This is a genomic window from Candidatus Electronema sp. JC (assembly GCF_048287365.2).
GTDB lineage: Bacteria > Desulfobacterota > Desulfobulbia > Desulfobulbales > Desulfobulbaceae > Electronema.
Genome location: NZ_JBLWEM020000029.1, coordinates 1 through 26,369, shown reverse-complemented (window position 1 = coordinate 26,369; position 26,369 = coordinate 1). Strand labels below are relative to the sequence as shown.

At 55.9% G+C, this 26,369-nt stretch carries 27 protein-coding genes and 2 pseudogenes; 17 read left to right on the top strand and 12 right to left on the bottom strand.

The window, feature by feature from the left end:
* The 8 genes and pseudogenes from ACNKH3_RS04775 to ACNKH3_RS04740 form a co-directional block, all read right to left on the bottom strand.
* Positions 1-188 (bottom strand): annotated as a pseudogene (locus ACNKH3_RS04775) (IS5/IS1182 family transposase); the annotation flags it as partial.
* 193 nt (positions 189-381) lie between these two features.
* Positions 382-819, bottom strand: coding sequence for a hypothetical protein (locus ACNKH3_RS04770; RefSeq protein WP_420208430.1), 438 nt, complete (start codon positions 817-819; stop codon positions 382-384).
* Positions 820-1,028: 209 nt separating this feature from the next.
* Positions 1,029-2,090 (bottom strand): putative urea ABC transporter substrate-binding protein, encoded by a 1,062-nt coding sequence (locus ACNKH3_RS04765; RefSeq protein ID WP_420208429.1) that lies wholly within the window; start codon positions 2,088-2,090, stop codon positions 1,029-1,031.
* A gap of 8 nt (positions 2,091-2,098) precedes the next feature.
* Complete coding sequence (locus ACNKH3_RS04760) at positions 2,099-3,304, bottom strand: toxic anion resistance protein (protein ID WP_420208428.1); 1,206 nt, start codon at positions 3,302-3,304, stop codon at positions 2,099-2,101.
* 16 nt (positions 3,305-3,320) lie between these two features.
* On the bottom strand, positions 3,321-4,154 hold the full coding sequence (locus ACNKH3_RS04755; RefSeq protein ID WP_420208427.1) for a hypothetical protein: 834 nt from the start codon (positions 4,152-4,154) through the stop codon (positions 3,321-3,323).
* On the bottom strand, positions 4,155-5,693 hold the full coding sequence (locus ACNKH3_RS04750) for a phosphate ABC transporter substrate-binding/OmpA family protein (protein ID WP_420208426.1): 1,539 nt from the start codon (positions 5,691-5,693) through the stop codon (positions 4,155-4,157). It lies immediately after the preceding gene.
* On the bottom strand, positions 5,690-6,502 hold the full coding sequence (locus ACNKH3_RS04745; protein ID WP_420208425.1) for a vWA domain-containing protein: 813 nt from the start codon (positions 6,500-6,502) through the stop codon (positions 5,690-5,692). Before ACNKH3_RS04745 ends, ACNKH3_RS04750 begins: the two co-directional genes overlap by 4 nt.
* Positions 6,503-6,516: 14 nt before the next feature.
* On the bottom strand, positions 6,517-8,232 hold the full coding sequence (locus tag ACNKH3_RS04740) for an ABC transporter substrate-binding protein (RefSeq protein WP_420208424.1): 1,716 nt from the start codon (positions 8,230-8,232) through the stop codon (positions 6,517-6,519).
* Between the two features lie 746 nt (positions 8,233-8,978).
* Between ACNKH3_RS04740 and ACNKH3_RS04735 the strand changes: the two genes are divergently transcribed.
* From ACNKH3_RS04735 to ACNKH3_RS04690, 10 genes and pseudogenes are all read left to right on the top strand, one after another.
* A complete protein-coding gene (locus ACNKH3_RS04735; RefSeq protein WP_420208423.1) occupies positions 8,979-10,295 on the top strand; it encodes an OFA family MFS transporter in 1,317 nt (438 codons plus the stop codon).
* Positions 10,292-10,462: a hypothetical protein gene (locus ACNKH3_RS04730; protein ID WP_420208422.1), complete on the top strand. Its 171-nt coding sequence runs from the start codon at positions 10,292-10,294 to the stop codon at positions 10,460-10,462. The genes ACNKH3_RS04735 and ACNKH3_RS04730 overlap by 4 nt, the downstream gene beginning before the upstream one ends.
* 152 nt (positions 10,463-10,614) lie before the next feature.
* Positions 10,615-10,839, top strand: coding sequence for a hypothetical protein (locus tag ACNKH3_RS04725; RefSeq protein WP_420208421.1), 225 nt, complete (start codon positions 10,615-10,617; stop codon positions 10,837-10,839).
* Positions 10,833-11,180 carry a hypothetical protein gene (locus tag ACNKH3_RS04720; RefSeq protein WP_420208420.1) on the top strand — a complete coding sequence of 116 codons (348 nt, stop codon included), beginning with the start codon at positions 10,833-10,835 and terminating at the stop codon, positions 11,178-11,180. The genes ACNKH3_RS04725 and ACNKH3_RS04720 overlap by 7 nt, the downstream gene beginning before the upstream one ends.
* Positions 11,181-11,503: 323 nt before the next feature.
* The gene (locus tag ACNKH3_RS04715) at positions 11,504-11,815 is read left to right on the top strand and encodes a hypothetical protein (RefSeq protein WP_420208419.1); all 312 of its coding nucleotides are present in this window, start codon (positions 11,504-11,506) and stop codon (positions 11,813-11,815) included.
* Between the two features lie 2 nt (positions 11,816-11,817).
* On the top strand, positions 11,818-12,105 hold the full coding sequence (locus ACNKH3_RS04710; RefSeq protein WP_420208418.1) for a YgiT-type zinc finger protein: 288 nt from the start codon (positions 11,818-11,820) through the stop codon (positions 12,103-12,105).
* Positions 12,106-12,238: 133 nt separating this feature from the next.
* The gene (locus ACNKH3_RS04705) at positions 12,239-12,526 is read left to right on the top strand and encodes a hypothetical protein (RefSeq protein ID WP_420208417.1); all 288 of its coding nucleotides are present in this window, start codon (positions 12,239-12,241) and stop codon (positions 12,524-12,526) included.
* Entirely contained in the window at positions 12,511-12,765 is a 255-nt protein-coding gene (locus ACNKH3_RS04700) for a DUF2283 domain-containing protein (protein WP_420208416.1), read from the top strand. The genes ACNKH3_RS04705 and ACNKH3_RS04700 overlap by 16 nt, the downstream gene beginning before the upstream one ends.
* Positions 12,766-12,925: 160 nt before the next feature.
* Positions 12,926-13,855: pseudogene (locus ACNKH3_RS04695) on the top strand (DUF6402 family protein); the annotation flags it as partial.
* A gap of 201 nt (positions 13,856-14,056) precedes the next feature.
* Positions 14,057-15,577, top strand: a complete 1,521-nt coding sequence (locus tag ACNKH3_RS04690) for a CARDB domain-containing protein (protein ID WP_420208431.1) — start codon at positions 14,057-14,059, stop codon at positions 15,575-15,577.
* A gap of 196 nt (positions 15,578-15,773) precedes the next feature.
* Here the strand turns inward: ACNKH3_RS04690 and glmS are convergent, their stop codons facing one another.
* Positions 15,774-17,612 (bottom strand): glutamine--fructose-6-phosphate transaminase (isomerizing), encoded by a 1,839-nt coding sequence (gene glmS / locus ACNKH3_RS04685; protein WP_420208415.1) that lies wholly within the window; start codon positions 17,610-17,612, stop codon positions 15,774-15,776.
* A 161-nt stretch (positions 17,613-17,773) separates the two neighbouring features.
* Between glmS and ACNKH3_RS04680 the strand changes: the two genes are divergently transcribed.
* The 5 genes from ACNKH3_RS04680 to ACNKH3_RS04660 are packed head-to-tail and all read left to right on the top strand — an operon-like array spanning position 17,774 to position 21,795.
* Positions 17,774-18,391, top strand: a complete 618-nt coding sequence (locus tag ACNKH3_RS04680) for a class I SAM-dependent methyltransferase (protein ID WP_420208414.1) — start codon at positions 17,774-17,776, stop codon at positions 18,389-18,391.
* A complete protein-coding gene (dcm, locus tag ACNKH3_RS04675) occupies positions 18,388-19,323 on the top strand; it encodes a DNA (cytosine-5-)-methyltransferase (RefSeq protein ID WP_420208413.1) in 936 nt (311 codons plus the stop codon). Before ACNKH3_RS04680 ends, dcm begins: the two co-directional genes overlap by 4 nt.
* Before the next feature lie 12 nt (positions 19,324-19,335).
* The gene (locus tag ACNKH3_RS04670; protein WP_420208412.1) at positions 19,336-19,521 is read left to right on the top strand and encodes a hypothetical protein; all 186 of its coding nucleotides are present in this window, start codon (positions 19,336-19,338) and stop codon (positions 19,519-19,521) included.
* Positions 19,522-19,528: 7 nt separating this feature from the next.
* On the top strand, positions 19,529-20,581 hold the full coding sequence (locus ACNKH3_RS04665; protein ID WP_420208411.1) for an RDD family protein: 1,053 nt from the start codon (positions 19,529-19,531) through the stop codon (positions 20,579-20,581).
* A complete protein-coding gene (locus tag ACNKH3_RS04660) occupies positions 20,578-21,795 on the top strand; it encodes an NADP-dependent isocitrate dehydrogenase (RefSeq protein ID WP_420208410.1) in 1,218 nt (405 codons plus the stop codon). The genes ACNKH3_RS04665 and ACNKH3_RS04660 overlap by 4 nt, the downstream gene beginning before the upstream one ends.
* Positions 21,796-21,868: 73 nt before the next feature.
* Here the strand turns inward: ACNKH3_RS04660 and lepA are convergent, their stop codons facing one another.
* Positions 21,869-23,662 carry a translation elongation factor 4 gene (gene lepA, locus ACNKH3_RS04655; RefSeq protein ID WP_420208409.1) on the bottom strand — a complete coding sequence of 598 codons (1,794 nt, stop codon included), beginning with the start codon at positions 23,660-23,662 and terminating at the stop codon, positions 21,869-21,871.
* Positions 23,663-23,883: 221 nt separating this feature from the next.
* Between lepA and ACNKH3_RS04650 the strand changes: the two genes are divergently transcribed.
* Entirely contained in the window at positions 23,884-24,498 is a 615-nt protein-coding gene (locus tag ACNKH3_RS04650) for a PAS domain-containing protein (protein ID WP_417916826.1), read from the top strand.
* Positions 24,499-24,537: 39 nt separating this feature from the next.
* Positions 24,538-25,944, top strand: coding sequence for a phytoene desaturase family protein (locus tag ACNKH3_RS04645; RefSeq protein WP_420208408.1), 1,407 nt, complete (start codon positions 24,538-24,540; stop codon positions 25,942-25,944).
* Positions 25,945-26,036: 92 nt separating this feature from the next.
* On the opposite strand, the gene ACNKH3_RS04640 is transcribed toward ACNKH3_RS04645, so the two are convergent.
* Both ACNKH3_RS04640 and ACNKH3_RS04635 read right to left on the bottom strand, forming a co-directional pair.
* Positions 26,037-26,135, bottom strand: a complete 99-nt coding sequence (locus tag ACNKH3_RS04640; protein ID WP_420208407.1) for a DALR anticodon-binding domain-containing protein — start codon at positions 26,133-26,135, stop codon at positions 26,037-26,039.
* On the bottom strand, positions 26,132-26,254 hold the full coding sequence (locus ACNKH3_RS04635) for a hypothetical protein (protein ID WP_420208406.1): 123 nt from the start codon (positions 26,252-26,254) through the stop codon (positions 26,132-26,134). The genes ACNKH3_RS04640 and ACNKH3_RS04635 overlap by 4 nt, the downstream gene beginning before the upstream one ends.
* Positions 26,255-26,369: the final 115 nt, after the last annotated feature.

The following is a 26,369-nucleotide window of genomic DNA, read 5'->3' as shown; positions in this document are numbered from 1 at the left end:
TTGAACATCATGACTGAATCATAACCTTTTGCTCCTGCATTTGACTTCACAGGTTTTTTCTTTGCCTCTTCGAGAGCTGGGCGAAATATTTCCCAATCAACAGCCTCGTTGAGCTTGACTAAAGGATCACCTGCTTTGGCGATTCTGGAAAGACGAATGTCAAAATCGAAAAATCCGAGCTGGTTCATGTTCGCATCTCCGGCGGCATAGTTTGAATTTATGCCGAAATTATAACACAAAAGGCTGAATTTTCAATATTAAAATAAATAACAACAGCCAGAAAACAGCAAAATGAATGCGGTATTTTTCGAGGAACCCTTATGACTTTGATGTATTGGCGTGAGTGCCGGACTGAATTTCATATTGGAGTTTCGTATCGAATCAGCTGTATGCAGAACGATAAAAAAATTGAATACGTTCTGATAAAATCAGAAATATTTCATCTTTTTTGAAAAAATAACATATTATGCCCATCAGATTTAAGAACTGTTCTGATTGACGCCTCTGAGCAGCCTGTCGAGCGTCCAAAAAAAAGAGCTGCGGCAATTCGGAAAGAAAAAATGCTTCACGCATAAAGTTCAGATAACCGCTGATTTTGAGACAGGAGAAATTCTTTCTTCTGATTTTCGCGGCGGAAGAACCCATGATTTCAAGCTGTTCAAGGAAAGCTGAGCCGCTTTGCAGCCGCATGTCCTGATTCTTGCCGATGCCGGATATCAGGGAATTGCAAAAATTCACAAAAACAGCAAAACGCCGTTCAAGAAAAAAAGAACTGCCGCCTGAGTGAAGAGGAAAAAGCTGAGAACAGAAAACTCTCAAAAAAGCGGATAAAGGTTGAGCATATATTCAGAAAATATCCAGTATTCTTCAGGAAAAATACCGCAACAGAATACGAAGGTTCAGCCTCAGGTTCAATCTTATCGCTGCCGGCTGCAATCTTGCAGTAAGATCAGTTTAACAGGACTTATGCAAGAGGTCTATTGTAATCAGCGTCAAGCAGCAGGGTGCAAAACGCACCCTGCTGGAACTCACAGCGTTCCGTCCGCCGCCATCTGCATGTAGGTTTTGTCGAAGCGGAGCTTGACGTTGCCCTTGTCACCCATGACCGAGCCGTCCGGGAAAGCGATGCCGACTAAATCCTTGCTCGCCGCGCCCTCGCCATACAGGCCGTGATCAAAGCTGAAGCTGCGGACATAATCCATCGTCTTTTTCACCTGCTCGCCAGCAACAAAAGCGGCTGCCTCAGCCGGATTGTAGAATATTTTGGTGGTCTTGAGCTGGGCCTTGAATTCAGCAGCGGTGCCGCCTGCGGATTTCGCCATCACCTCAAGTGCCTCCTTGCCCGCCGCCGGATTGCTCATCTGCGCCATCGCCTCATACCATGCGCCAGCAAGGGCTTTTTTCAGCGCATCCGGCGCGTCGCTTTTCACCACCAGACAGTCAATGATCTCGCCGGGAATCTGCGAGGAGTCAAAGACTAAATTCGCGCCCTTGACATTGCGCACCTGCATCAGCAGCGGATTCCATGTCGTCACCGCCGCCTTCGGATCTTTGGCTGCTTCTGAGACAAAAAGCGGGGCAATGTCCGCGTCGCTGGTGTTGACCAAGGTCAGTTCCTTCTCCTTCATGCCGTTCATGTCCAAGGCGCGGGTCAGCAGATAATGCGAGACCGAAAGCTGGACAATGCGCATTTTGCGGCCCGCCAAATCTTTCACTGAACTGGCGTTCATGGCCACGATGCCGTCGTTGCCATTGGAAAAATCGCCGACAATCAGGGCCGTGGAATCCACGCCGCCCACTGCCGGGATGGTCAGAGCGTCCATGTTGGTCATCACGCAGCCGTCAAACTGCCCTGCGGTGTACATGTTGATGCTTTCGACGTAATCATTGACCAAAACGATCTCGACCTTGTCCAAGCCATATTTCTTGGCCCATTTGTCCATGATGCCGGACTCCTGAATGTAGGCCCACGGCTCCCAGCCGGTGTAGTGCGACCAGGCGATGCGGTGCGTTCCGCCCGCAACGGCTTGCCCGGCAAGCAAGACGGAAACAACAAGCGCAGCCAGCAACGTGATTCCTTTTCTCATCATTTTCCTCCTCAGTCTATGTCCAAATACATGGCCGGGCTGGCCTGATTGCCGCGCTCCATCTTTTTGATCGCGTCGTCGGTTTCGTTGGTGAGGCGGTCCATCTCCAGCACGGTTTTGGCCATCTGCGGCAGGGCCTCCTGACGGAAGCGGGCGATGTCGTCCAAGGCGGCGTGGATGTCCGCGAAAGCCTGCTTGAGCACCTGAATGTCCAACTGGCTGGTTGAGGCCTGCTTGTGGATTGCCGTGCCCTGATCCTTCAGCCGCCGCGCCGTGTCGCCGATCAGCTTGTTGGTCGTCTCATTGACCGCCTCGATCTTCTTCAGGACAATGCGCTGATTGGCCAAGGCAAGGGCTACGGTCACAGCCACATTGAGGGCGTTGACCGTCACATTGACCGCCCGGCTCACGCCACGGATCAGCTCTTTGTTGTTGCGGATGATGATCTCAATGGCCAGCACCGCCTGCTGGTTGACAGCTAACTGCTGCTGCAAGTCCATCAGCCGCTGCCGGAGCGGAAAGAGCAGCTCCTCCTTGATGAAGCCGTTGCGCGGGTCGTCAGAAGGAATCTCCTGCTCCGCAACCAGACTCAGCTTCTTGTCCACCATCATGCCCAGCTCAATAGCCTTGCGCAGCTTGTGCGTGGCAAGGCGAAGCTGCTTCTGATCGTCAGTCAGGGTGATGTTGTCGCGCTTGAGGGTGTCCGCGCCGGTTTGCAGCGAGCGGAAAATTGCGTCCAAGACGGTCTGCGCGCTCTCAAACTGGAGGAAGTAGCGTTTCAGCGGCGTGCCCACACCGGGAATCATGCCTAAGAGACGGGCGAACCAGCCAGGATTGAGGTTGAATTTCTCCGGGTCCAGCTCGTCCACCTTCAGATTCAGGTTGACCAAGGCGTTCGCCACTTCGCCGCCGTCCTCGCCCTTCTGCGCCAGCTTGCGGATCGGCTCGCGCAGCATCGCGCTGCGCAGGGCAGAGTCCTTCTGCGCCTTGGAACCGAGATTATCAATGGCCGCAACATGCTGCTGGCGCACTTCGAGCTGGCCCGCGTCCTCCGGGTTGCAATGCAGAATTCTGTCCGCGAACTCCGCCGCCATCTTCTCCAGCTCCGGGTCGACTGTCGCGACCTCCAGACGAGCCGGATCAACCAGCCCAAGCTCCGCGCTCAACTGCCGCTCATCCACTTTGACCAGCGCGTTCTCCTCTCTTGCTTCCAACATGGGCTTCCTCCTGAATTTAGTAATGCTTTGCGCGGGCCGCCACCTGCTGCAACTGGGCTATGGCGGTTTCCAAATCCCCTTTGGCCAAGGGGCTGTTTGTGGACATGGCGGCCACTGCCGCCGCTGTCTCCTGAATTGCGGTCATCGCCTCCTCATTGGCTGCAAGCAGCTCGTTGACCTGCTCAAGCTGGCTTATGCGCAGCTGCTGCCGCCGGAGCAGTGTCTCACGCTCCTTGCGGTCTGCTTCCGCAAGATCGGCCAGTTTGTCGATCTGCCTGAGGCGTTTTTCAAGATAATCAAGGTCGATGCCGCCGACGCTCTTCAGCAGCGAGACGATCTGCCGGAGATTGTCAAAGCCGCCCATCTGCACCTGCTCCGCCGCGCCGAGAAAGCGCCCGTAGGACAGCTCGCCCTGCTGGAATTTCTCCGTCAGCAGGCGGCTCAGGTTGTCCAGCTTGGCCCGCAGCTGGTCGAGCTGCTCAACAGCCTGCCCGGCATGATCCTCTGCGCCGGAAACCGCCCGCGTCTGCTCCAGCTCGCGGCGCAGCTCCTCCAAAGCCTGTTGCTCCTGCTCCCGGAGCTGGCCGGCCAATTCTTGCAGATAACGGGAGGACAGGGCATCGCCCCGGAAGAAAATATTGATGATCGCACTGCCCATGCCAAGAGCAATGCCGCCGAGGGCCGCCAGATACAGCAGCGGCGTGTTGAAGAGATAGGCGGCGAATCCCAGCGGCAGGCCAAGCGCGGGCGGATAGAGCGTGAGCCAGTGGGTTAGCCCCTGCCGCAGCACCTGCCGACGCAGCGCGCCTTGGCTGTAGTCTTGGAGATTGGGCGGAAGATCGTGCTCCACTCACATATCCTCTCTTGCCAGCACCAGCTCAACCCTTGGCAGGCGGTACTCATAGGCCCGCAGCGGCTCGCCGGGCAGCTGCGCGAGCGGCTTGGTTGCACCCAAGCCCAGCGGCCGCAGGCGGTTGGGATCAGTGCTGTGGGTGATCTGAAGGTAGCGGCTCACCGCATCCGCCCGGTCCAAGGAGAGGCGCAGGTTCTCATCCATATCCCCGCGCAGGCCGGTGTGGCCCTTGATGAGGATGCGGAATCGTGGATAATGGCGGAGGCGCTCCGCCGCCGCATCAACGGTCTGCTTGCCGAGGATGTCCAATTCCGCTGTTCCCTGCTGGAAAATGACTGGATCAAGCTTCAGCGTGCCAACCTCTTTGAGCGCGGCCCAGCCTGCCGCATCCAAAGGCGGAAAGGCCGCCGCGCCAGTCTGCGCTGTTTTGCCGCCAGTGAAGCCTGCTGTTTCAGAGGCGAGCAGCTCTTCGATGAAAGCCCGGTTGGTGAGCCGGTAGGGATTGCCGTCCGGCACTGGGCTGGAAGGGAAATCTCCCGCGTTGACAAGTATGTCCGCCGCTGACTCGACAGCCGCGATCAGTCCTTCCTCGCCGCCGTTCAGGCCGAACCACTGCTCGCCGTTGTCGGAGAGCGAGGCCCAGCTCACGCCCTTAAGCATCGAACGGACCTCATCTTCCTTCAGTCCGGTTTCCTCGCGGACATGACGCACCAACAGGGCCTCGTCCTGACGGTATTTGCGCAGCGTTTTGAAATAGGAGGAGAGAAGGAGCTTGACGAGCTGGGGATTCTTCTGCGCGAACTCACGGCGGACCAGCAGGATGTCCACAATCAGCCGCTGCGTGTCCTCGGTGCCGAGCAGCTTGACTATGCCTTGCTGCTGGAGTGCCCTGCTGACATCCGGCTCCCAGAGCACGGCAACATCGGTCTTGCCGGCAAGCAGGGCGGCCTTGGCCTGCTCAGAGCCGTTCACCGCCAGCCGCAGCGGGCCTTGGGGCGGATGCAGCTCCGGCGCATTGAAATGATCCGCAGCCGCTTTGGCTAAATGCTCGCTCGGACTGGCCGGGGTGAAGGCCACTTTCACGCCGATCTTGCCTTTGAGGTCGTCAAGGCTGGCCACCCGCTCCTGACGGGCAAGGATTGCGTCGCCGCCTTTGGACTCATCCAGCACAGCGATGATGATGCCGGGATAGCTGAAACGCCCGCCGTTGAGCAGGTAGGAATCGACCGTGGCGGCTGCAAAATCCAGCTCGCCCTTTTGCAGCCGCTCCATCCGGCCCGGATAATCGGCCTTGTCGTCCTCCCAAGCCAGCAGCCAGCCCGCCTGGCGCAGGGCTGCCTTCATCTCCGGCGAGCGGAGAGGGAAATAGCCGATCCAGCTGTCCGCCGCGACGCGGATCTTGCCTTGCAAATCCGCCGCGTCGCTGGTCTCCTGCTGCTTGCGGTCAAGAATCCACGGCAGCAGCAGCCAGATTCCGTAAGTGACCGCAAGCCCCAGGAGCATCAGGAGCAGTGCGCCGATCAGTCTGGCCTTCATTGCGCTTCAAAGGTGGCTGTGTCAAAGGTTTCGGCCTCGGCCAGCACATCGACCAAGCCCTGGCGCAGAGCGGCAGGATTGTCTGCCGCCTTGTACATGGTGCGGCCCGGCATGTTGAGGCTGTGATTCTGGCCGATGCAGAAGCCGATAGTGTGCAGCTCCACCGGGGTGCTGGCCAGCATCCAGCTCACCTGCGCCCTTGGATCCTCGCTCATGCTGGCCTCGCCATCGGTGACGACCACGAGGATGTAACGGCCATAGCCGAGCTGCCGCATTGCCTGTGCCTCCAGCTTCGCATAGCCGGAGGTGATCGCGCTGCGCAGCGGAGTCTCGCCGGAGGCAGTGACCGAGGTGACTGCTTCGGCAAACTGCTTGCGATTGCCGCCGCCCAAGGGCACCAGCTCGCGGATTCTGCTCTCCGTGAAGGCGAGCAGGCCGAGATTCGCCTCGGCAGGCACGCTGGCCGCGAATTCCTTGAGAGCGTTCTTGGCCGCCTCCATCTTGCTGGTTCCGCCGGAGCACTGACTGTCGGTCATGGAGCCGCTGCCATCTAATACCACATAATAATTGGCTGCCAACAGATTCGGGGCCAGCACCATGTCTCCGGCAGGCGCGGGCGGCCACGGCGCGGCAGCTGGTTTGGCGACGGCGGCTCCTGCGGATGCCTGCTGAGGAGCGGCTTGCGTTGCCGGACGGCTCTGGGGCGCAGAGCTGCTTCCATGCTGCGCCGGACGGTCTTCGCAGCCGGGCAGCAGACAGCTCAGGGCCGCAGCGGCAAGCAGGAGCGGCATGATTTTCAATGCGTTCATCGTCCGTCTCCCTCTCACAGCGGCTTGAAGACCGATGTTTCGGCTTCGAGCTGAAGGATGCGGAATTCCACCCGCATGTTGTCGCGCCATGCCTGCTCGGTCTTAGGCGGGCAGGGATCGTCGCCGCACATGCCACTTCTCGGCTTGGCAATGCCGTGGCCAATCACTGCGAACTGGCTTTCGTCCAAGATCACGCCCTTGGCGGCGGCAAAGGTCACAATGCTTTCGCGCACCGCGTTGGCCCGCGAGAGGCTGAGATTCTTAGCCGCCTGCTTGATCTGCCCCAAAGCCATTTCCGTTTCCTGCTTCTTCTTCGCTTGCAGCCAGCCCATCGGGTCTGAGTGGCCCTCCACAGTGATCACCGCGCCGCCGTAGGTCGAGGCCAGCTCAATGACCTTATTGAATGCGTCGGCGTAAAGGTCAGCCGAGAACTGGTTCTGGTTGGGCTGGAAAAAGACCTCGAAGGAGAACAGCTCGCCCTCGGCCAGGCGGTCCTGCTGCTGCTTGCGCTGGATCACGCCTGCGACCTTAGCGGAATCAAACTTTGGAACCGCCACGCCAGCCACGTTGCTCAGGCCCTCCTTGAGCGCGTCGTAGTTGAACTCAGCCGCAGCCAAAGGCGATTTCCTGCCGAGCAGGCCGAGCTTGACAAAGGCGTTCTGGGTCTGCTCGCGGAGGTTGAGGAAATTGCGCGGATAATTAGGATCAGTGAAGAACTTGACGTTGCCGGCGAAACCGACGAACTCGCAGTCCGCCCGCAGCGACTCCGCGTCGGCGGTCGCGGCAGGACTGTCGAACAGCAGCTGCGCCGAAGCCTTGACCGTCTCGGTGTAGTCCTTCATCCGGCCAGTCTTGTTCTTGAGCAGCTCGGCCAGCCGCTCCTCGCCTTGCATCAGGCCGTTGACGAACTTCTCCACCTCGGCGCGGCGGCTTTTGAAATAATCGCTCCGCACCGCATAAACATCGGCGATAACCCGGTTGGCGGTCTTGGTCGAAAGCAGGATCTCCGCGCCTTTAACCGAGCCTTCCGCGCCTGTGCCCACCGCGCCGCCAGAGGTCAGGGCCATGCCGTCTGGGATGATCATCATCGCCGCGTCAATGCCGTCCTCACGGAAGGCATCAGCCGGGGTCTCCGCTGTGCCGGTCAGATCTTTGACCCACTTGACAGTCACGTCGCTCATGGACAGCCCTGCGTCGGCCAGCACCTTGGCGAGATAGTCAACATGCGGGCCGTAGGCTTGCAGGGCCACGGTCTTGCCCTTGAGATCCTTGACGGTCTTGATCCCCGGCTTGACCGCGAGGCAGTCGCCGCCGTTCGACCAAGTGAGCTGGTAGATGACCACCGGCGCGGTGCGCGGGTCACGCCCAAGCACCTCAGAGGCCATGCTCACCATGCCCATAGTGCCGCGCAGATAGGGCGTGTCGCCCTTCAGGTATGCCTCGATCTGCTTCTTGAAGTCATCCTCGCGCGCCAGATTCAGTTTCAGGCCCTTCTTGCCGAAGATGCTGTCCGGCGCGGTTCGGGCGGCGTTGCCGTTGGCGAAGATGGTCGCCTCATCGCCGCCCCACGTGATCAGCGGCACCCGGACATGCTCAGCAGGCTTGACCTCCTCGACCGCAGCACTGATGACCTTGGCCAGCGGCGGCGCGTCCACATACTGCACTGCGCGGGCGGCTGAACTGAAGAGCATAATGAGGAGAACAGCGCAGAGAATTTTAAGTCGTCTCATGAAATCCTCCCTTGAGTGACAAGGAGTTGGGTGAAAAAGAGGAAGGCTTGCTGTCAGGGGAGATTGACATGAAAGCTGGAATCTGTCAAGCCTTTTGCTTCTCTTGTTCAGCCCGCAGCAGCCTGATGCCATGAGCATGATTCCCGGCAGTCCAGTTTTATGAGCCGCTTTCCCCGCAGCGGTGACAAAGCAGGGCGCCGCCTGCTGCTTCAGTGACAATTTTTGTCACTGAAGCAAGCTCTTTTGGGTACCTCGAAAAATACCGATTTTGCCGAAAGCGTCATCGAATAATTAGGTAGTTACAACACAAAAACTGCCTAACATACCAATTTTTCAAGGTTCCCTCATGCCTGTTGTCAATATTTTTTATGGGCGTAATGGAAATGATGCTGAATGCCGCATAAGTCCTGCTGAACACAGAAGGACTTGTTTTTTTGCAACAAATTATAATTATTGCCCTGAATCCTTCAGGCTTGAAAAAAGGGTGCCTCGAAAAATTGGTATTTTGGGCAGCTGTTCGTTGTAACTACCTGATTATCCGATGATTACTTCGGCAAAATCGGTATTTTTCGAGGCACCCTTATGCAAGATGTCTTGTCAAGGCCGGGCTGTCGCCGCCTGCGCCCGCAGCCGACACCTGTCCGGGAAAATATTTCCCTCTGCCTCTTGTTTTGTGCTACAGTACGGCCAAAATTTGCCGCGCTGGCGGAACTGCGTCTCACACCCAAAAAAAAGAGAGGAGAAGAATGGCGGAGCAATGCGCGAAAGAGCCGAGACAGGCGTGGATCACCACCTTTGCGGGCATGGCGGTCAACCTGTGTCTGGGCATACTCTATGCTTGGAGCATGTGGTCAGCGGCCCTGACCCACGGCAAGGCGGGCGAGCCGATGAGCGGGCTGAATGAGGGCTGGCGCTACCTGAGCAACACCCAGGCAGCCACTCCCTTTTCCATCTGCATGATCATGTTCGCCCTGCTGATGATCCCCGGTGGGCGGATTCAAGATAAGATCAGTCCCCGCTTCGGTGCTACTTTGGGCGGGCTGCTCTTGGCGGCAGGCTGCATTGTTGCCGGGCTGATGCAGAGCTACACCGGCCTGATCATCGGCTTTGGCATTCTCGGCGGCATGGGCATGGGCATCGGCTACGCCGCGCCGACTCCGGCGGCCCTGAAGTGGTTCGGCCCGCACCGGCGCGGCCTGATCGCGGGCTTGGTGGTGGGCGGTTACGGCGGCGCGGCGCTCTACATCAGCCCGCTGGCCGAATATCTGATCGGCAGCTACGGCATCTCCAAGAGCTTCATCTTTCTCGGCATCTTCTTCGCCACGGTTGTGGTCATTGCCGGGCAGCTCCTGAAGACCCCGAACGAGATCTATCCTGACGGCTCCTATGTGCCGCCCGCGCCCAAATGCGCCCGCACCGCCAAGGTGGCAGGCGCGGCGACCACGCACGACTGGCGCGCCCGCGAGATGCTGCGCACCTGGCAGTTCTATGCTCTGGCCTTCATGTTCATCCTCACCACGCAGTCGGGAATGCTGATCATCGCCAACGCCGCCGGCCTGCTGAAGACCGCAGGCTCGCAGATCGCCTTCTTCGCTGACAACGCCTGGCTGATCGTCGCTTATGGCGGCTTAGTCAACGCCTTGGGCCGGGTGGGCACTGGCTTCTATTCCGACAAGATAGGCCGGGCCAACACCTACACCATGAACTGCATGGTCTCAGCAGTCTGCCTGCTGCTGGTGCCTTATGCGATGAAGACACAGAACATTCTGCTCCTCTTCATTGTCATCGGCAACGCCTATTGGCAGTACGGCGGCGGTCTGGCACTGATGCCGCTCTTCACCGGCGACTTCTACGGCTCAAAGAACCTCGGCGCCAACTACGGGCTGGTTTTCATCGGCTGGGGCCTCGGCTTTTTCATGGCCAAGCTGGGCGGGATGATCAAAGACCTCACTGGCAGCTTGGACTATGCCTTTTACATCTCGGCAGGCCTGCTGGTGGTCGGCTCTGTGCTGGCGCAGGCAGTGAAGAGGCCGCGATGGGCCGAGGAGCGGGCGGCGCAGTGAGCAAAGCAGGGCGCGGCGACCGCGCCCTGCTGCTGAAAATTTTTGGGGGCGGCGATGCAATGCCGCCCTTTTTTTGTCCTCTGCGCCCTCCGCTACTGAGTAAAAATTACCCACATCGCACATCTGATTGGGCAAAAAGTATCCAGCTCTACCTGAATAAAGAATAATTCCCATTTGCAGCAGAAAAATAAACAAACGGCTGAATGCAATGTTGCCGCGCATTTTTCTTTTTCAAGAGAAAACTGGCATGTCCTTTGCATAAGAAGAAAATACTCAGCTTGCGCGGCGATGCAGCAGCCTATGTCTTTGCCACAGGCGGTTGCAGGAAGAAATCATGCGGCTGATGTTTTGTCGCAAGGGCTTGCGGCAAAGCATCGGGCCGCTGATTTTTAATCGCAGGGGCTGGAAGCAAGAAATCGCGGGCTTGCAGGAGAAAATCGGAGGCCCGCAGGAAAGAATCCAGAGGGCGCAGGAAAACTTGCGCCTGCCGATTCTTTCTGACGGGATGCGGATGAAAGGAATCAGGAGGATGCGATTATGCTGACGAACAGCATTCCCAAGCTGCTTCAGGAAGCGAACGAGGTGAAGCAGGCCTTGGCGGCGATAGGCGCGGGGCTGCCGCCTGAGATTTCGGCGGCAGGGATGGAGGCGAGGATTGCTGAGCTGGAAGCGGTGATCAGCGAGCTGGACGCAGTCAATGCCGACCGGACGCGGTTGGTCAATCTCAAGCGGGACAAGGCCGAGGCGGCGAGCGATTACATCGTGCAGTCGCGGGCCGTGGTCAAGGGGATTTTCGGCGCGGACTCTTCGGAATACAACATGGTCGGCGGAACGAGAGTGAGCGAGCGGAGCAGGCCAAAGGCGAAGGATGACGGGACAGAGTGAAGGACAAACGGAAGAACCGTCTTGCTTTTCTGGGCGCACAGGGTAAACTGCTGAATTGCTGACAAACAGCAATGAAGTTTGAAGGAAAACAGCAATCATGCGGCTGTGCCTGTCCGCAATTCTGCTCACCGGAAGAACTGGGAGGAGCAGATGATGAATGATCCGATTGTTGAGGAAATCAGACGGTTCCGCAAAGAACATGCGGCGCAGCATGGCAATGATTTACAACGGATTGCGGCTGCGCTGCGGAAGAAGGAGCAGGCTTCTGGAAGGGAGTATTTGAATCCGGGGCCAAAGCGGCTGGAGAAAAAACGTGCGTCATCATGAATGACACGCTGATCCGCATCAAACGGGCAATTTTGGCAGGCCATTATGCTTTCAGTGAAAAGGCCAGCATTGAGCTGGAGGCCGACGGATTGACCGAGCTGGATGTTGCGGAATCCATTGTCAATGCCGTGGCGATCTACAAAACCATCCGCTCAACCAGCCCGTTGCGTCCGGCGGGCAGAGAATATTTGCACATCATTCAGAGCACCAACTTGGAAGGCGTGATAATTTACAGCAAAGGAAAGCTGGTGCAAGAGGCAGGCGCGGACAGGTATTATTTTCTCATTTCATCCAAGAAAGCGGTCTGATTATGAGCGGCGAATTACAGATCACGGTGTGTCCTTCATGCGGAAGCGGCAGGATTGAGCGGGCAGTGCGCGATGTGGTGCGGCGGCATGAAGGGCAGGAATATGTTGTTCCGGCGGTGACGTTCTACGAATGCCCTGATTGCGGCGAAAAAGTGTACGACCGCAAGGCGATGCTGAAGATTGAGGCATGTTCTCCTGCGTATAAGAAAGAGAAGGCGAAATCGTCGGCCAAGGGCAGAAGGCGCAGTGCAGCGGCAGGAAAGCTGGTGCAGAAAAAAAGTGCGGCCTGATGCTGAAGGGTCGCGAGAAAACATCCAGCATGATGATTCCTGCCAGCAACAGTCACGCAGCCGACGCACACTTTCAACGCGATGAAAACAACAAGACGAGATGTTATTTCCCTGCAACTATCTTGACGGCAATGTGGAACTGACCGAAGAGCGGGCAGGTCATATTGCGGAACGGCATCCTGAGCTTTTGCCGGAGCACCGCAGCTTGATTGAAGAAACGCTGGCCGTTCCTGATCAAGTCCGCCGCAGTGCTCGTTTTGGCAGTGCAAAATTGTTCTCCCGCTGGTATGCTGATTTTCGCAACGGCAAGCATGTGGTTGTGGTAGTTGTGAGCGAAAGCGCAGCTGGACGGCACTGGATCATAACCGCCTATGTTGCCAGAAAATTAGCCGAAGGAGAACTGGAATGGCAGAGAAGCTGACCTTCAAATATGACCGCGAGGCTGACATCCTCCATATTGACAAATGCCCGCCGTATGCTGGGCAGGAATCAGAGGAGCTTGGGGATGATGTTGTGGCGCGGCTGAATCCGCAGAGCAACGAAATTGAGAATTTGGAGGTGCTGTTCTTTTCCTCAAGGCTGTTGCGAAGTGAGTTGTTCGAGCTGCCGGTGACTGCTGCGTTTCAGTTTGCTGGCAGGCAGATGAGCGGCTTGGCTTGACGGGCACTGGGATTCGGTTCAGTGAAAGGCTGATTCAGCGGATGCTTGCGCTGGCGGGAGAATAAAGGCGGGGGCGTTTGCCATAGGCTGTGCGCTGTCTTTACGGGGAGGGAGGGCAAACGGTTTTATCGTTTGCCCACGCGGAAGCTGATATAAATTGATGGGCTACGTACTACGTACTAATGAACAAATGAGGAAGAACATCATGAAACGACATATTATTTCAATATTAGTTGCAACTGGCATATGCTTTACTTCTGTCGAAGCATTCTCTCACAGGATTGATCCTATTTATCCTTGCGACGGAATGATTGATGTTAGAAAAATTCCATGTCTTATGAAAAAGAAAGGATGGCAATATGCAGCAGGATTTATGGAGACATGGTTTGGAGAAATTAATCATGGTGAAAATTATGTGCTTGATATAAGGGTGCCAAGAGAGCTTTCAGAAGAATTATCTATATTTTCAACAACTGTGAATCAAGCTATAAGTGAAATGAAAACGTTAGATTTTCTTGATAAAGCAGAGAAGAATATTTTATACGAATTAAACAGAGATTCTGAAGATAATGATTACCATCAAAAGATTGAGCGTGGAGAAAATTTTGATTTCGATTTTATAGAACTTGAAAAGAAACAAATTTTTTCTACAAAGAAACATAATTGGGCTACCGGAGGAGAAGAACAAGCAAGTATGCACTGGACAGGAGAAAAAACTATTGGCAACTATCCTGATACTTATTTGATAAATGAATTTATGGCTGCTTTTGGAAGAGCTGCCATGAGATTAATAGTTAGAGGAAATGTTGAATTTATAGAAAATGAAAAGGCAAAGATAACAATTGATAGTGGAGCAACATATTTTAGAGATAGTTATGATTTTGGTACTTCTCCGATAGATAGCTATAAATCTGGTCCTTCTCCGATAGATATAGTTCAGCCACTTGGGTGCTGGACTACAAAAGAACCTTTTATTTTGTATCCAAATCCTGAACAGATTTGTGTTCCTATTTTCAATATTGACTTTAGAATATGGGATCCAAAAAGAAATCACGATTATAGGATTTTCAGCGTACCAGAAGAGTTTGAGTATAAGGAAAAAAGAGTTTTCTATGCGGAGAGGAAAGACGGTATATTAATTTCTTCAAGTTTGCAAGAAAACTGTAACGATGACAATACATGTCTTGGAAATCATACCGGTGATGATAATTCTGGCAAAGCTACACCACCCGATCCCACCGAACAACCCGCCTCCGGCAAGCTGCCCGACTTCATCACCAGCAAGGTGACAATGGGCAACAAAGACGGCAATCATGAGAAGTACACATGGAAGATCAACGAGACCGCCTACGTCCATGACTACATAGACAACATCGGCGATGCGGACTGGGAAGGCAGCGCGGACAAGATCAAGGTGCCGTTCTATCTCTCCAAAGGCAGCAAGGAAGACAGTCATTCCGAATGGGTGCGCATCTCCCGGCAGAGCATCAGGAAGGAAAACCTCAAAGTCAAGAAAGACCCCAAGCACGAGAAGATCGAATTCAAGCTGCAAGACTGGGCCAACGACGGCACAATCATGCCGGGACGGACATACAACTTCGTGGTCTGCGCTGACCGCCCAAAAGACGAGAACAACGGCGACGGCGACGTGAAGGAAAAGCACAAATCCAACAACTGCTCAACCGAAGCGGTGTTCTACGTGGACTACGGCCCGCCCCGCAACGTTGACCTGCTCGCCCGCAACCTCGCTCTGACCGGCGGCAGAAGCTCGCTTCAGGCTGGCGAGAAATACGGCCTGCAAGTCGAGGTCTCCAACATCGGCACCGAGCAGCCTTGGAACGGCTTCAGCACCAGCTACGAAATCAAAGGGCCGGGCACTGGCGGCGCATGGCAGAAGATCGGCGAGGACACCTCGCGGGCCAGCAGCCTCTATCCCAACGCCACTCATCTCGAAAGCATGAGCAGCGAACAGGAAGTGAGCGCGCCAATGGTTGGCGGTGATTATGTGTTCCGCGCTTGTGCTGACTACACGCAGGCCGTGCCGGAGACGGACGAAAGCAACAACTGCACGGACGAGCTGCCGGTCTATATTGCTCCGCCGCCCATGCCTGACCTGATCACCGAAGGCTTGCAGCTCACGCATGGCCGCACCAGCCTGATTGCAGGCGAGCTGTATGGCCTGACTATGGCAATCAGGAACATCGGCAATGCAACACCAAGCAGCAATATCCGCAGCAGCTATGCTATCAAAGGGCCGGGAACCAATGATCAATGGCAGCAGGTCGCTGATGACGGCTCAGATGCTGATCAGCTGTATCCCGGCGCAGCGCAGTGGGAGGAGATCACGGACGAACACGGGGCGCATATTCCCAGCACACCGGGAACTTACACCGCCAGAGCCTGCGCTGATTATCATGGCAGTGTTCCTGAATCGGATGAGAACAACAACTGCTCGGAGATGACGTTTGAAGTGCAGCCGGTTCCGGCTGGCTCGCCGAGCATTGTCATCACTAATCCTACCCATGACGACGACTGGCGGAGCGACGAGACGGATCACGATGTCCGCTGGGATTACTTTGATTTCCCGGAGAAAGGCCATGTGAAGGTGGAATACTCGCTCGACGGCGGCGCAACGTGGCTGCTGATTGACGACAACACCACCAACGACGGCAAGAAGCATTGGGAGGACATGTGCGATTTCCACACCATCGACACCCATCACGCCTACATCCGCGTCACCTCGCTGGAATATCCGTATGTTTATGATGTCTCGGATGAGTTCACCATAGATCACGCCAAGGAGTGCGAGTAGCCTGAATCCGTAAGGGACGGTTCGCGAACCGCCCTTACATCCCTCACCGGATTCAGGGCGTTCTCGCTTTTCCCTGCCCAAGTCACCGGCAGCCTTGATCTATTTCAGCGGGACTGCTGGTGGTCGGGGCAGCACTGGCGCAGGCGGTGAAAAGGCCGCGATGTTTGAGCAGCAGCAGGACAGCATCTTACCAGCTTTACTCCACCGTCACGCTCTTAGCCAAATTGCGCGGCTGATCCACATCGCAGCCACGGCGGCAGGCGATTTCGTAGGCCAGCAGTTGGGCCGGGATAGTGTAGAGGAGCGGATTCAGCTCCTCATGCACCTTGGGCAGGTAGAGCACATCGTCAGTCAGCGCGGCAAGGTGCGTGTCGCCTTCCGTGCCGATCAGGAGCAGGCGGCCTTGCCGCGCCCTGATCTCCTCGACATTAGAGATGCTCTTCTGATAGACTCCGTCCTGCGGCACAATGGCCAGCACCGGCATGTCCTTGTCAATCAGAGCAATCGGGCCGTGCTTCAGCTCGCCTGCGGCGTAGCCCTCAGCGTGGATGTAAGAGATCTCCTTCAGCTTCAGCGCACCTTCCAAGGCAATGGGGAAGTTGAGGCCGCGCCCGACAAAGAGGAAGTCCCGCACATCATAATACTGCTCCACCAGAGCCTGAATCTGCTGCTGCACCGCAGGCAGCACGGCGTTGATCACCGGCGGCAGGCTGATCAGGGCTGCTCCCAGCTCCTTGAGCTGCTCTGGTGAGGCCGTGCCGCGCACCTGCGCCAGATGCAGCGTCAGCAGAAAGAGGGCCGAGAGCTGGCAGGTGAAGGCTTTGGTTGAGGCCACACCGATTTCCGGCCCGGCGTGGGTGTAGATGATACCGTCTGCCTCGCGGGTCATGGTCGAGCCAACTACGTTGCAGATAGTCAGCACCTTGGAGCCAAGCGAGGTGGCGCGGCGGGTGCCAGCCAAGGTGTCAGCGGTCTCACCAGATTGGGAGATGGCTACGGTCAGGACGCGCTCGTTGAGCAAGAGGCGGCGGTAGCGGAACTCTGAGGCAATATCCACGTCCACCGGCACGCCTGCCCACTGCTCCAGCCAGTATTTGGCCACCAAGGCCGCGTGCCAAGAAGTGCCGCAGGCGACTAAAGCAATGCGCTCGACCTTGCGCAAGTCCTCGTCGCTGAGGCCGATCTCTGGCAGGTTGACGCTGCCGCTCTCCGGGTCTATCCTGCCGCTGATGGTGTTGAGGATGGCCTGCGGCTGCTCGAAGATCTCCTTGAGCATGAAGTGCCGATAGCCGCCCTTCTCAGCCATGGCCGCGTTCCAGTCAATGGTGCGGACTTGCTTCTCGATCTGCTTGCCGCTCTCAATGCTGATGACCGAGTAGCTGCCTTTGTCGAGGATGGCCAGCTCGTGATCATCAAGGAAGATCACCTTGCGGGTGTAGGGCAGCAAGGCCGGGATATCCGAGGCGATATGGCAGGCATCGTCGCTCAGGCCCATGACCAGCGGGCTTTGGTTGCGGGCGGCCACCAAGCGGCCTGGCTCCTTGGCCCAAATCACGCCCAGCGCGTAGGAGCCTTCCACCCGCGCCAAAGCCTTGCGCACTGCTGCGACCAGATCATTCTCCAAGTACTTCTCAATCAGATGCGCCAGCACCTCGGTGTCCGTCTGCGAGGAAAAGACATGCCCCTCAGCCAGCAGCTCCTGCTTGAGGCTGCCGTAGTTCTCGATGATGCCGTTATGCACCACCACCAGCTCGCCGGTGCAGTCGGTGTGCGGGTGCGCGTTGATCTCGGTCGGCGCACCATGCGTGGCCCAGCGGGTGTGACCAAGGCCAGTGTGCGCGTCCATGCCGATTTGCTCGTCCACAGCCTTTTCCAAGTTGATCAGCTTGCCTGCCGCCCGAAAGCGCGCCAGCCTGCCTTCCTGCTGGCAGACCAGTCCAGCAGAGTCATAGCCCCGGTATTCCAAACGACGCAATCCTTCCAGCAGCACCGGAATCACCTTCCGGCTGCCTGTGTAACCAACTATTCCGCACATGATGAACTCCTCTTCAATCGCATAATTGCCGCGCCGCAGCGGACGCGGAAGATGACAGGTCGCTTCAGCCGGGACTTCTCCGGCAGATGCGGGCATAGTAGCATATTTCCTTGTGAAAAACACTGCAAAATGGTTATTATGCCCGCAAGGAGGGCGGACGGATGACGCGCTGCGCGCTGGACAGAATCTACGACGGCTTTGCCGAAACCTACGAAGCCAATCGCGGCCTTTTCGATATGAGCGCGATTTTCGCCTCATTCTGGAGCAGCTTAGTGCAGGAGCGGGGCTGTCTGCTTGATCTGGGCTGCGGCGCGGGTGAGCCGTTTTCCCGCTGGTTTGCTGACCGGGGCTGGAGCGTGACCGGAGTTGATTTCTCCAAGCGGATGCTGGAGCTGGCGGCAAAGTATGTCCCGGAAATGCGGACGATTCAGGCTGACATGCGCGATGCGGATTTTCCGGCGGCCAGCTTTGACGCGGTCGCGGCCATCTACAGCCTTTTTCATGTGCCAAGCTGCGACCAGCCCGCGCTGTTCGTAAAAATCCGTCGCTGGCTCCGCCCGCAGGGCAAACTGCTCTTCACCTACGCCACAAAAGACTACACCGGCAGCGAGGAATTTGACGGCTGCAAAGAATTCATGGGCCAGCAGCTTTATTACAGCCACCGCAGCCCGGCTGCGCTGCGCTCCATGCTGGATCATGCCGGTTTCACCGTCGAGGCGGCGGAACACCGCAGCATCGGCGGCGAAACCTTTCTCTGGGTGCGGGCGGGTCAGCAATGATCCGCTGCATTGATCTTTTTGCCGGAGTCGGCGGCTTCCGCTGCGCCATGCAGGCGGCGGCGGAAGAGGCCAGTCTTGCAGCTGCCTGCGTCTTCTCCAGCGAGATAGACAGGGACTGCCAGCAGGTGTATCAGGCAAATTTCGGCGAGCTGCCGCAGGGCGACATCACCCAAATCCCGGCGGCGGCTGTCCCGGAGCACGACCTGCTGCTGGCAGGCTTTCCCTGCCAGCCTTTCAGCATCATCGGCCAGCGCAAAGGCTTTCAGGATGCGCGGGGAACGTTGTTCTTTGACATCGCCAGAATATTGGCGGAGAAGAAACCGGCAGCCTTTGTGCTTGAAAATGTGAAGCTGCTGGTCGGCCATAATCAGGGCAAAACGCTGGCGACCATCGTCGAAATCCTGCATGAGCTGGGCTACAGCGTAAGCTGGCGGGTGCTCAACGCCCTGCATTTCGGCCTGCCGCAAAAGCGGGAGCGGATATTCATTGTCGGCTTCCGCCAGTCGTGCTGCTTCACGTGGCCTGCGGAAAACATGCCCATGCGGCCTTTGCGTGAAATTCTGGAGCGCGATGTTCCGGCGGAGTATTTTGCTTCGGCGCGTATCCAAGAAAAACGGCGGGCGAAGCGAAGTCCAACAACGGAGGAACCGACGATCTGGCATGAGAATAAATCAGGGAATATCAGCGCGTATCCCTATTCCTGCGCCTTGCGGGCTGGTGCTTCCTACAATTATTTGCTGGTCAACGGCGAGCGGCGGCTGACTCCCCGTGAGATGTTCCGGCTGCAAGGATTTCCAGAATCGTTTATAATCGCTGCCAGTTATTCGCAGGCAAGGAAGCAGGCGGGAAACAGCCTGCCTGTTCCAGTTGCCAAGGCGGTGATTAGAAATGTGCTGGAAGCCTGCGGCTGGGCGGCGCAACAGCCTGTTTAACGATGAAAAATTATGGCAGTTTCCAACAAGATGACCGCTGCGCCGCTGGAAGACAGGCTGGCGCAACTGCTCGCTGTGCTGGAAGCCCGCACCAAGCTGCTGGCTTTCTTCTTCGGACTGTGCTTTGTGGCGGCAGCGTTGGTACTGGCTTTGTCTGCCGCCGGAGTCATTCCCGGCATGATCCGTTTGATACGGTGAGTATAACATGAGAAAAAAATGTCTAAAATGTGGTTACGTGCGACAGGAGGATGAAATTGCCAAAGAATATGAATGCCCACAATGCGGTATTATTTATGATAAATACGAAGCGGCCCTCAAGAAAAAAGAGAACAGTGTTGCAATAGCAGAGGAAAACGCGCTTGTAACACCAGATAATTTTTTAAATGAATCCGAAAACAGGTCAGGAAGTGGTATTAAAATTCAGGATATTATCCTGATACTTGTCTGTTTTTTAATATTATTAAATGTAATGTTTCCACCATTTCATTTTATTTACGAGGATAGAGATTTAAATGAGGGATATTCATTTATTTTAAGCCCTCCAGCCAATGGATTCGCAACGGTAGATAAGGGATTGCTATCAATACAAATTTCGGTATGCATGATTATTGGCGGAATTTTTTATTTTCTCTTAAGGGATTCAGAAAAAGTGTTCTTTCAAAAAAAAGGTAATATATGTATATTTAACGAAAATAATACATGCGGAATCAAAAATGCAAAAACATTACCAAGAAAATTCTATGACGAGTATAAACCACGTCCTTGGAGAAGATACTTTGCAAGATTATTAGATAATTTTTTTATTGGATATTTTTCATTGTACGGCATTTTGATATTTAGCGGCATTACTACTTACAATAATATTATTGCAATATCTATAATGACTTGTTTTCTAATGCTACCCATAGAAGCACTTCTTTTGTCTGTATTTGGATATACACTTGGAAAATACCTGCTTGGCATACAAGTCGTAAATAGCTGTGACGAAAAATTATCTTATTCAAAAGCATTATTTCGTTCAATTTTAGTTTTCATTATCGGGAATGCATGTGGAATTCCTTGTATTTGTTTGATAACAAACCTGCTTGAATATTACAGTTTATCAAAAAATGGCTATACTTATTGGGATGAAAAAATTGATAGCGTTGTTAAATACCAAAAAATTGGTATACTACGAGCAGCATGTTTCATATTTGCTATTTTTTTGATGTCGGTAATATCGTTGATATTTAAACAGTTATATTCGGAGGCACTATGACAAAAATCCAAGTAAAAAATCCCATTGTCGAGATTGACGGCGACGAGATGACTAGGATTATCTGGGCGTTCATCAAAGACAAGCTCATCCTGCCGTATCTTGATGTGGATTTGCACTACTACGACCTTTCCATCCAGAAGCGCGACGCGACCAGCGACCAGATCACTGTGGACGCGGCCAATGCGATCAAGCGGCACGGCGTGGGCGTGAAGTGCGCGACCATCACCCCGGACGAGGCGCGCGTCAAGGAGTTCAGCCTGAAGGAAATGTGGAAGTCGCCGAACGGCACTATCCGCAACATCATCGGCGGCACGGTTTTCCGTCAGCCGATCATCTGCACGAACATCCCGCGCTTGGTGCCGGGCTGGACAAAACCCATCGTCATAGGCCGCCACGCCTTCGGCGACCAGTACCGCGCCACGGATTTCCTCATTCCCAGCGCAGGCAAGCTGACCATGCGCTTCGAGCCTGCGGACGGCGGCCCGGCAGTTGAATACAAGGTCTTCGATTTCCCCGGCAGCGGCTGCGCCATGGGCATGTACAACCTCGACGAGTCCATTCGCGGCTTTGCCCGCTCCTGCATGAATTACGGCCTCACGCTGGGCTGGCCGGTGTATTTGTCCACCAAAAACACCATCCTGAAGAAGTATGATGGCCGCTTCAAGGACATCTTCCAACAGGTCTACGAGGAAGAGTTCAAGGTGCGCTTCGAGGCGGCGGGCATCAGCTACGAGCATCGCCTGATTGACGACATGGTGGCGGCGGCTTTGAAGTGGGAAGGCGGCTTTGTCTGGGCCTGCAAGAACTATGACGGCGATGTGCAGTCCGACACTGTGGCGCAAGGCTTTGGCTCGCTCGGCCTGATGACTTCGGTGCTGATGACTGAGGACGGCCAGACCATTGAGGCGGAGGCCGCGCACGGCACCGTCACCCGCCATTACCGCGAGCATCAGAAGGGCAATAAAACGTCAACTAATCCGATTGCCTCCATTTTTGCTTGGACACGCGGCCTGTATTACCGGGGGAAATTCGACGGCACCCCGGAGGTCATGCGCTTTGCCGAGACGCTGGAGCGGGTCTGCGTGGAGACGGTGGAATCCGGCTGCATGACCAAGGACTTGGCCCTGCTGATCAGCAGAACGCAGCCCTGGCTGACCACCGAGGAATTCCTCGCCAAGCTGGATGAGAACCTGCGGACGGCAATGCAGGCGTAAGCTCTCAAACATCCGGGGGCGAAAGAACTTCGCCCCCGGATGCTGTCTCCGCCCCTGCCTGATCCCTTCCGCCTTACTGCTCCGACTTCAGCACCGACAGAAACGCCGACTGCGGAATATCGACATTGCCCACAGTTTTCATCCGCTTTTTGCCCGCCTTCTGCTTCTCCAGCAGCTTGCGCTTGCGGCTGATGTCGCCGCCGTAGCACTTGGCGGTGACATCCTTGCGCAAGGCCGAGATGTTCGTCCGCGCCACCACGTTGCCGCCGATGCTCGCCTGAATGGCAATTTTGAACATCTGCCTTGGGATTTCCTCCTGCAATTTCTCGCAGGCTTTCAGGCCGCGCTCGCGGGCGCGCTGGCGGTGGGTGAGCTGAGAGAGCGCGTCCACCCGCTCGCCGTTGACAAGAATGTCCAGTTTGACGAGATCGCTGGTGCGGTAGTCAATAAGCTGATAGTCAAAAGAGCCGTAGCCTTGGGTGACAGATTTCAGCTTGTCGTAAAAGTCATAAATCACTTCAGCCAGCGGCAGCTCGCAGGTGAATTCAATCCGCCCAGGCGTGGGATAGTGATGGGTGATGTTCTCGCCGCGCCGCTCCATGCAGAGATTCATCAGCGCGCCCATGTAGCGTTCCGGGATGAGGATGGATGCCCGGATGAACGGCTCCTCAATGTGCTCGATCAAACTCGGATCAGGAAAAAAAGAAGGATTGTCGAGCGTCTGCGCCGTGCCGTTGTTCAGATAGACTTCATAGCGCACCGAAGGCACGGTGAGGATGATCGAAAGGTCGAATTCACGCTCGATGCGCTCCTGCACCACCTCCAGATGCAGCAGGCCAAGGAAGCCGCAGCGGAAGCCGAAGCCCAGCGCGGCGGAGGAATCTTTCTGAAAGGTGAGAGAAGCGTCGTTGAGCTGGAGTTTTTCCAAGGCCGCTCCCAAGTCCTCGTAGTCATCGGCGGAGATAGGATAGATGGAGGAGAAGACGACCTGCTGCGCCTCTTTGAAGCCGGGCAGCGGTTTCAGGCAAGGCGCGGCCTTGAGAGTGACGGTGTCGCCGGGCTTGGCATCGGTGAGCGTCTTCACACCGGCGATGAGATAGCCGATCTGGCCCGCGCTGAGACTGGCGCAGGGCGTGCGGGCGAGGAGATACTGGCCCACCTCCTCCACCTTGTACTCAGTGCTGTTGTGCATGAAGAGAATGGTGTCGCCGGGGCGCACCGTGCCGTTGACAATCCGCACGGAAATGACCGTGCCCCGGTACGCGTCATAGTTCGCGTCAAAGATCAGAGCTTGCAGCGGCGCGGCAGCATCACCCTGCGGCGGCGGCAGATGCTGGACAATGGCCTCAAGGATGTCAGCCACGCCCAGGCCGGTCTTGGCCGAGCATCGCTGCACCGTCTCCAAGCTCAGGCCGAGGTCGTGGCTGATCTCATGGGCCACCTTCTCCGGCTCGGCGGCAGGCAGGTCAATCTTGTTGATCACCGGAATGATCTCCAAGTCGTTCTCCATGGCCAGATAAAGGTTGGCCAAGGTCTGCGCCTCCACGCCCTGCGCCGCGTCAACCAAGAGCAGCGCGCCCTCACAGGCGGCGAGCGCGCGAGAGACCTCGTAGGTGAAATCCACGTGGCCGGGAGTGTCAACCAGATTGAGATAATACTGCTGGCCGTCCTTGGCCTTGTAAGGCAGGCAGATGGTCTGGCTTTTGATGGTGATGCCGCGCTCCCGCTCTATGTCCATGTTGTCCAGGAGCTGATCTTGGAATTCCCTCGCTGTGACCAAGCCGCAGAGCTGGATCAGGCGGTCGGAGAGGGTCGACTTGCCGTGGTCTATATGGGCGATTACGCTGAAGTTGCGGATGTTTTTCATATTTTCTTGTATCTTGTCCGAGAAAGGGTTACTCTTGGCCGCTGGCGGAAGGAAGGCAGTATAAATATACTGAATTTGAAACTTTTTCAAGCTATACAGAGCGGCCCGGCGGGCCAGGGGCGTTTTTCCTGCGCAGGGCGTGAATTTTCCGCCGGAATGCGGTACACTGAACATCGCGGCTCCTCCTGTCTGCCGCCTTGAAAAAGTCAATTTGCTTTGTGATGCTTCCTAAAGCCCTGAATGAAAGCACTCTGCTCCGGGCGGTGTTTGACGCGCTGCCTTCCTTAGTTTTTGTGGTTGACCAGGACGTGCGGATTCAGGAATATAATGCGGCGGCAGCTGAGCTGCTCATGGCCGGGAGGGACGCAGTCCTGCGGCGGCGGGCCGGAGACATCCTTCACTGCATTCATTCTGATGAAACGCCCGAAGGCTGCGGCCATTCCTCCTCGTGCAAAGACTGCATCATCAGAAATTCCGTCAATCTGGCCTTCGCAGGCAAGCGGGTTGTCCGCCGCCGGGCCAAGATTGAGCTGCTCCGCAGCAACGGCAGCAGGCGGGAAATGTACGGCCTGGTCACAGTCTCGCTCTTTTCTTTTGAAAAGAAAGACAACGCCTTGCTGGTGATTGAGGACATCAGCGAAATCGCCGCGCTGTACCGGATGATTTTCATCTGCCCGGTCTGCGGCAAGATGCAGGATGAGGACAAAACCTGGACCAAGGTTGAATCCTATTTCAAAAACAGCTGGGACGTGGACTGCTCGCACAATTACTGCCCGGACTGCTTCCAAAGAGAGCTGCGAAAAATACAATCACAGGACGGCGGCTCAGAGGAATAACGCCGCGCCTGCGCCTCTTTTCACCGCAAAGGATTGATCATGATCTTCACCCCGTTTGAGAATGTTGCAAACAGCTACGATATCATCGTCATCGGCTCCGGACTTGGCGGCCTGACCTGCGCCAACCGCTTGGCGAAAGCCGGTCACAGCGTGCTGCTGCTGGAGCAGCATTTCCAGCTTGGCGGTTTGGCAGCTTGGTTCAAGCGCGGCGGTCATATTTTTGATGTCTCGCTGCACGGCTTTCCTTACGGCATGGTGAAAACATGCAGCAAATATTGGTCAAAAGCTATCAAAGACTCCATCGTCCAGCTGAAAAACATCGTCTTTGACAACCCGCAGTTCTCGCTCACCACCACTTTTTCAAAAGACGATTTTGTCCGCATCCTGCACGAGGATTTCAAAATCGAGCGCAGCGTGGTGGATGATTTTTTCAACACGGTACGGGCGATGAACTTTTACGACGACCAGAGCATGACCACGCGGGAATTGTTTGAAAAATTCTTTCCGGGCCGCTCTGATGTCCACCGCCTGCTGATGGAGCCGATCACCTACGCCAACGGCTCGACCATGAACGAGCCGGCCATCACCTACGGCATTGTTTTTTCAAACTTTATGAGCAAGGGCGTGTTCACATTCGAGGGTGGCACCGACCGGCTGATCGGCCTGATGGCGGACGATCTGCAAGCCAACGGCGTGACCATCTGCACCAGCGCGAAGGCGGAACGGGTTTTGGTTGAAAAAGGCAAGGTGCGCGGCGTGCTGGTGAAAGGGCGCGAGATCGCGGCCAAAGCTGTGGTCTCCAATTCCGGCATCACCAACACCATTGACCAGCTCGCGGGCCGCGAGGCGTTCAGCAGCGATTTCCTCAGCCGTTTCGACAAGGTGACAGTGAACAACTCTTCCTGCCAAGTCTATTTCGGCATCCGCAAGGGCGAGTCTTTCCCGGATGTCGGCGACCTGCTTTTCACCTCCACCGCTGAGGTTTTCTCCTCTGAGGAAATGCGGCGGATGGACACCAAAAGCCGCACATTTTCGGTCTATTATCCGAAGACCCGGCCTGAGCATCCTGATTACACGATCGTTGCCTCAATGAACGCCAACTACGACGACTGGGCGGGCCTTGACGAAGCGGCCTACAAGCAGGCCAAGGCGGCGATGGCCGAGTGCTGTCTGCTTGATTTGGAACGCTACCTTCCCGGCATCCGAGAGAAAATCGACACTGTGGAGACAGCCACGCCCAAGACTTTCCACCGCTACACCCTGCACACCAAGGGCAGCTCTTTCGGCACTAAATTCGAGGGGCTGGACATCTCCCGTACGTTATTCAAGGAAGTGGGCGGGCTGTTCCATGTCGGCTCGGTCGGCATCATCATGAGCGGCTGGCTTGGCGCGATCAACTACGGCGTGATTGTGGCCAATGATGCGGATGCGTATGTGAGAGGATGATTTTTTGTTGCCGCGCGGCGGGACGGAACGTTCGCCGCGCAGAAATGCTGCATCACTCAAAGGGGCTGCTGCCTGCGCCCCCTTTTGTTTTTTTACATCCTCTCCGGCGCGCTCACGCCGATCAGTCCCAGCCCGTTGGCCAAGACCGTTTTCACGCCCCGGCAGAGCTGGGCCGCTGTCAGCAGTATCACACCGCCTTCCAAATAGAGCAACCTGCGGCGGGCACGGTGAGCTGCACTGCTTTGCCATTGCGGGCCGCAGTTTTCACTTCCGCGCCGATCTGGCGGTAATGGTGATTTATGAGTGACAAGGCGGGTCGCACCTGAAAAATATATTGAATTTATCATTAAAAACAATATAATAGCGAAAAGCGGACTTTCGGGTACGCCTTCACCGCTTGGCTTTCAAAGGAGGGATTGTCCGCC

What these genes read in the sequence shown, in the direction of transcription:
- ACNKH3_RS04765 (WP_420208429.1), bottom strand. Translation starts at nt 2,090, where the DNA reads ATGATGAGAAAAGGAATCACGTTGCTGGCTGCGCTTGTTGTTTCCGTC.
- ACNKH3_RS04760 (WP_420208428.1), bottom strand. Translation starts at nt 3,304, where the DNA reads ATGTTGGAAGCAAGAGAGGAGAACGCGCTGGTCAAAGTGGATGAGCGG.
- ACNKH3_RS04750 (WP_420208426.1), bottom strand. Translation starts at nt 5,693, where the DNA reads ATGAAGGCCAGACTGATCGGCGCACTGCTCCTGATGCTCCTGGGGCTT.
- ACNKH3_RS04745 (WP_420208425.1), bottom strand. Translation starts at nt 6,502, where the DNA reads ATGAACGCATTGAAAATCATGCCGCTCCTGCTTGCCGCTGCGGCCCTG.
- ACNKH3_RS04740 (WP_420208424.1), bottom strand. Translation starts at nt 8,232, where the DNA reads ATGAGACGACTTAAAATTCTCTGCGCTGTTCTCCTCATTATGCTCTTC.
- ACNKH3_RS04735 (WP_420208423.1), top strand. Translation starts at nt 8,979, where the DNA reads ATGGCGGAGCAATGCGCGAAAGAGCCGAGACAGGCGTGGATCACCACC.
- ACNKH3_RS04720 (WP_420208420.1), top strand. Translation starts at nt 10,833, where the DNA reads ATGCTGACGAACAGCATTCCCAAGCTGCTTCAGGAAGCGAACGAGGTG.
- ACNKH3_RS04715 (WP_420208419.1), top strand. Translation starts at nt 11,504, where the DNA reads ATGAATGACACGCTGATCCGCATCAAACGGGCAATTTTGGCAGGCCAT.
- ACNKH3_RS04710 (WP_420208418.1), top strand. Translation starts at nt 11,818, where the DNA reads ATGAGCGGCGAATTACAGATCACGGTGTGTCCTTCATGCGGAAGCGGC.
- ACNKH3_RS04700 (WP_420208416.1), top strand. Translation starts at nt 12,511, where the DNA reads ATGGCAGAGAAGCTGACCTTCAAATATGACCGCGAGGCTGACATCCTC.
- ACNKH3_RS04690 (WP_420208431.1), top strand. Translation starts at nt 14,057, where the DNA reads ATGGGCAACAAAGACGGCAATCATGAGAAGTACACATGGAAGATCAAC.
- glmS (WP_420208415.1), bottom strand. Translation starts at nt 17,612, where the DNA reads ATGTGCGGAATAGTTGGTTACACAGGCAGCCGGAAGGTGATTCCGGTG.
- ACNKH3_RS04680 (WP_420208414.1), top strand. Translation starts at nt 17,774, where the DNA reads ATGACGCGCTGCGCGCTGGACAGAATCTACGACGGCTTTGCCGAAACC.
- dcm (WP_420208413.1), top strand. Translation starts at nt 18,388, where the DNA reads ATGATCCGCTGCATTGATCTTTTTGCCGGAGTCGGCGGCTTCCGCTGC.
- ACNKH3_RS04670 (WP_420208412.1), top strand. Translation starts at nt 19,336, where the DNA reads ATGGCAGTTTCCAACAAGATGACCGCTGCGCCGCTGGAAGACAGGCTG.
- ACNKH3_RS04665 (WP_420208411.1), top strand. Translation starts at nt 19,529, where the DNA reads ATGAGAAAAAAATGTCTAAAATGTGGTTACGTGCGACAGGAGGATGAA.
- ACNKH3_RS04660 (WP_420208410.1), top strand. Translation starts at nt 20,578, where the DNA reads ATGACAAAAATCCAAGTAAAAAATCCCATTGTCGAGATTGACGGCGAC.
- lepA (WP_420208409.1), bottom strand. Translation starts at nt 23,662, where the DNA reads ATGAAAAACATCCGCAACTTCAGCGTAATCGCCCATATAGACCACGGC.
- ACNKH3_RS04650 (WP_417916826.1), top strand. Translation starts at nt 23,884, where the DNA reads ATGCTTCCTAAAGCCCTGAATGAAAGCACTCTGCTCCGGGCGGTGTTT.
- ACNKH3_RS04645 (WP_420208408.1), top strand. Translation starts at nt 24,538, where the DNA reads ATGATCTTCACCCCGTTTGAGAATGTTGCAAACAGCTACGATATCATC.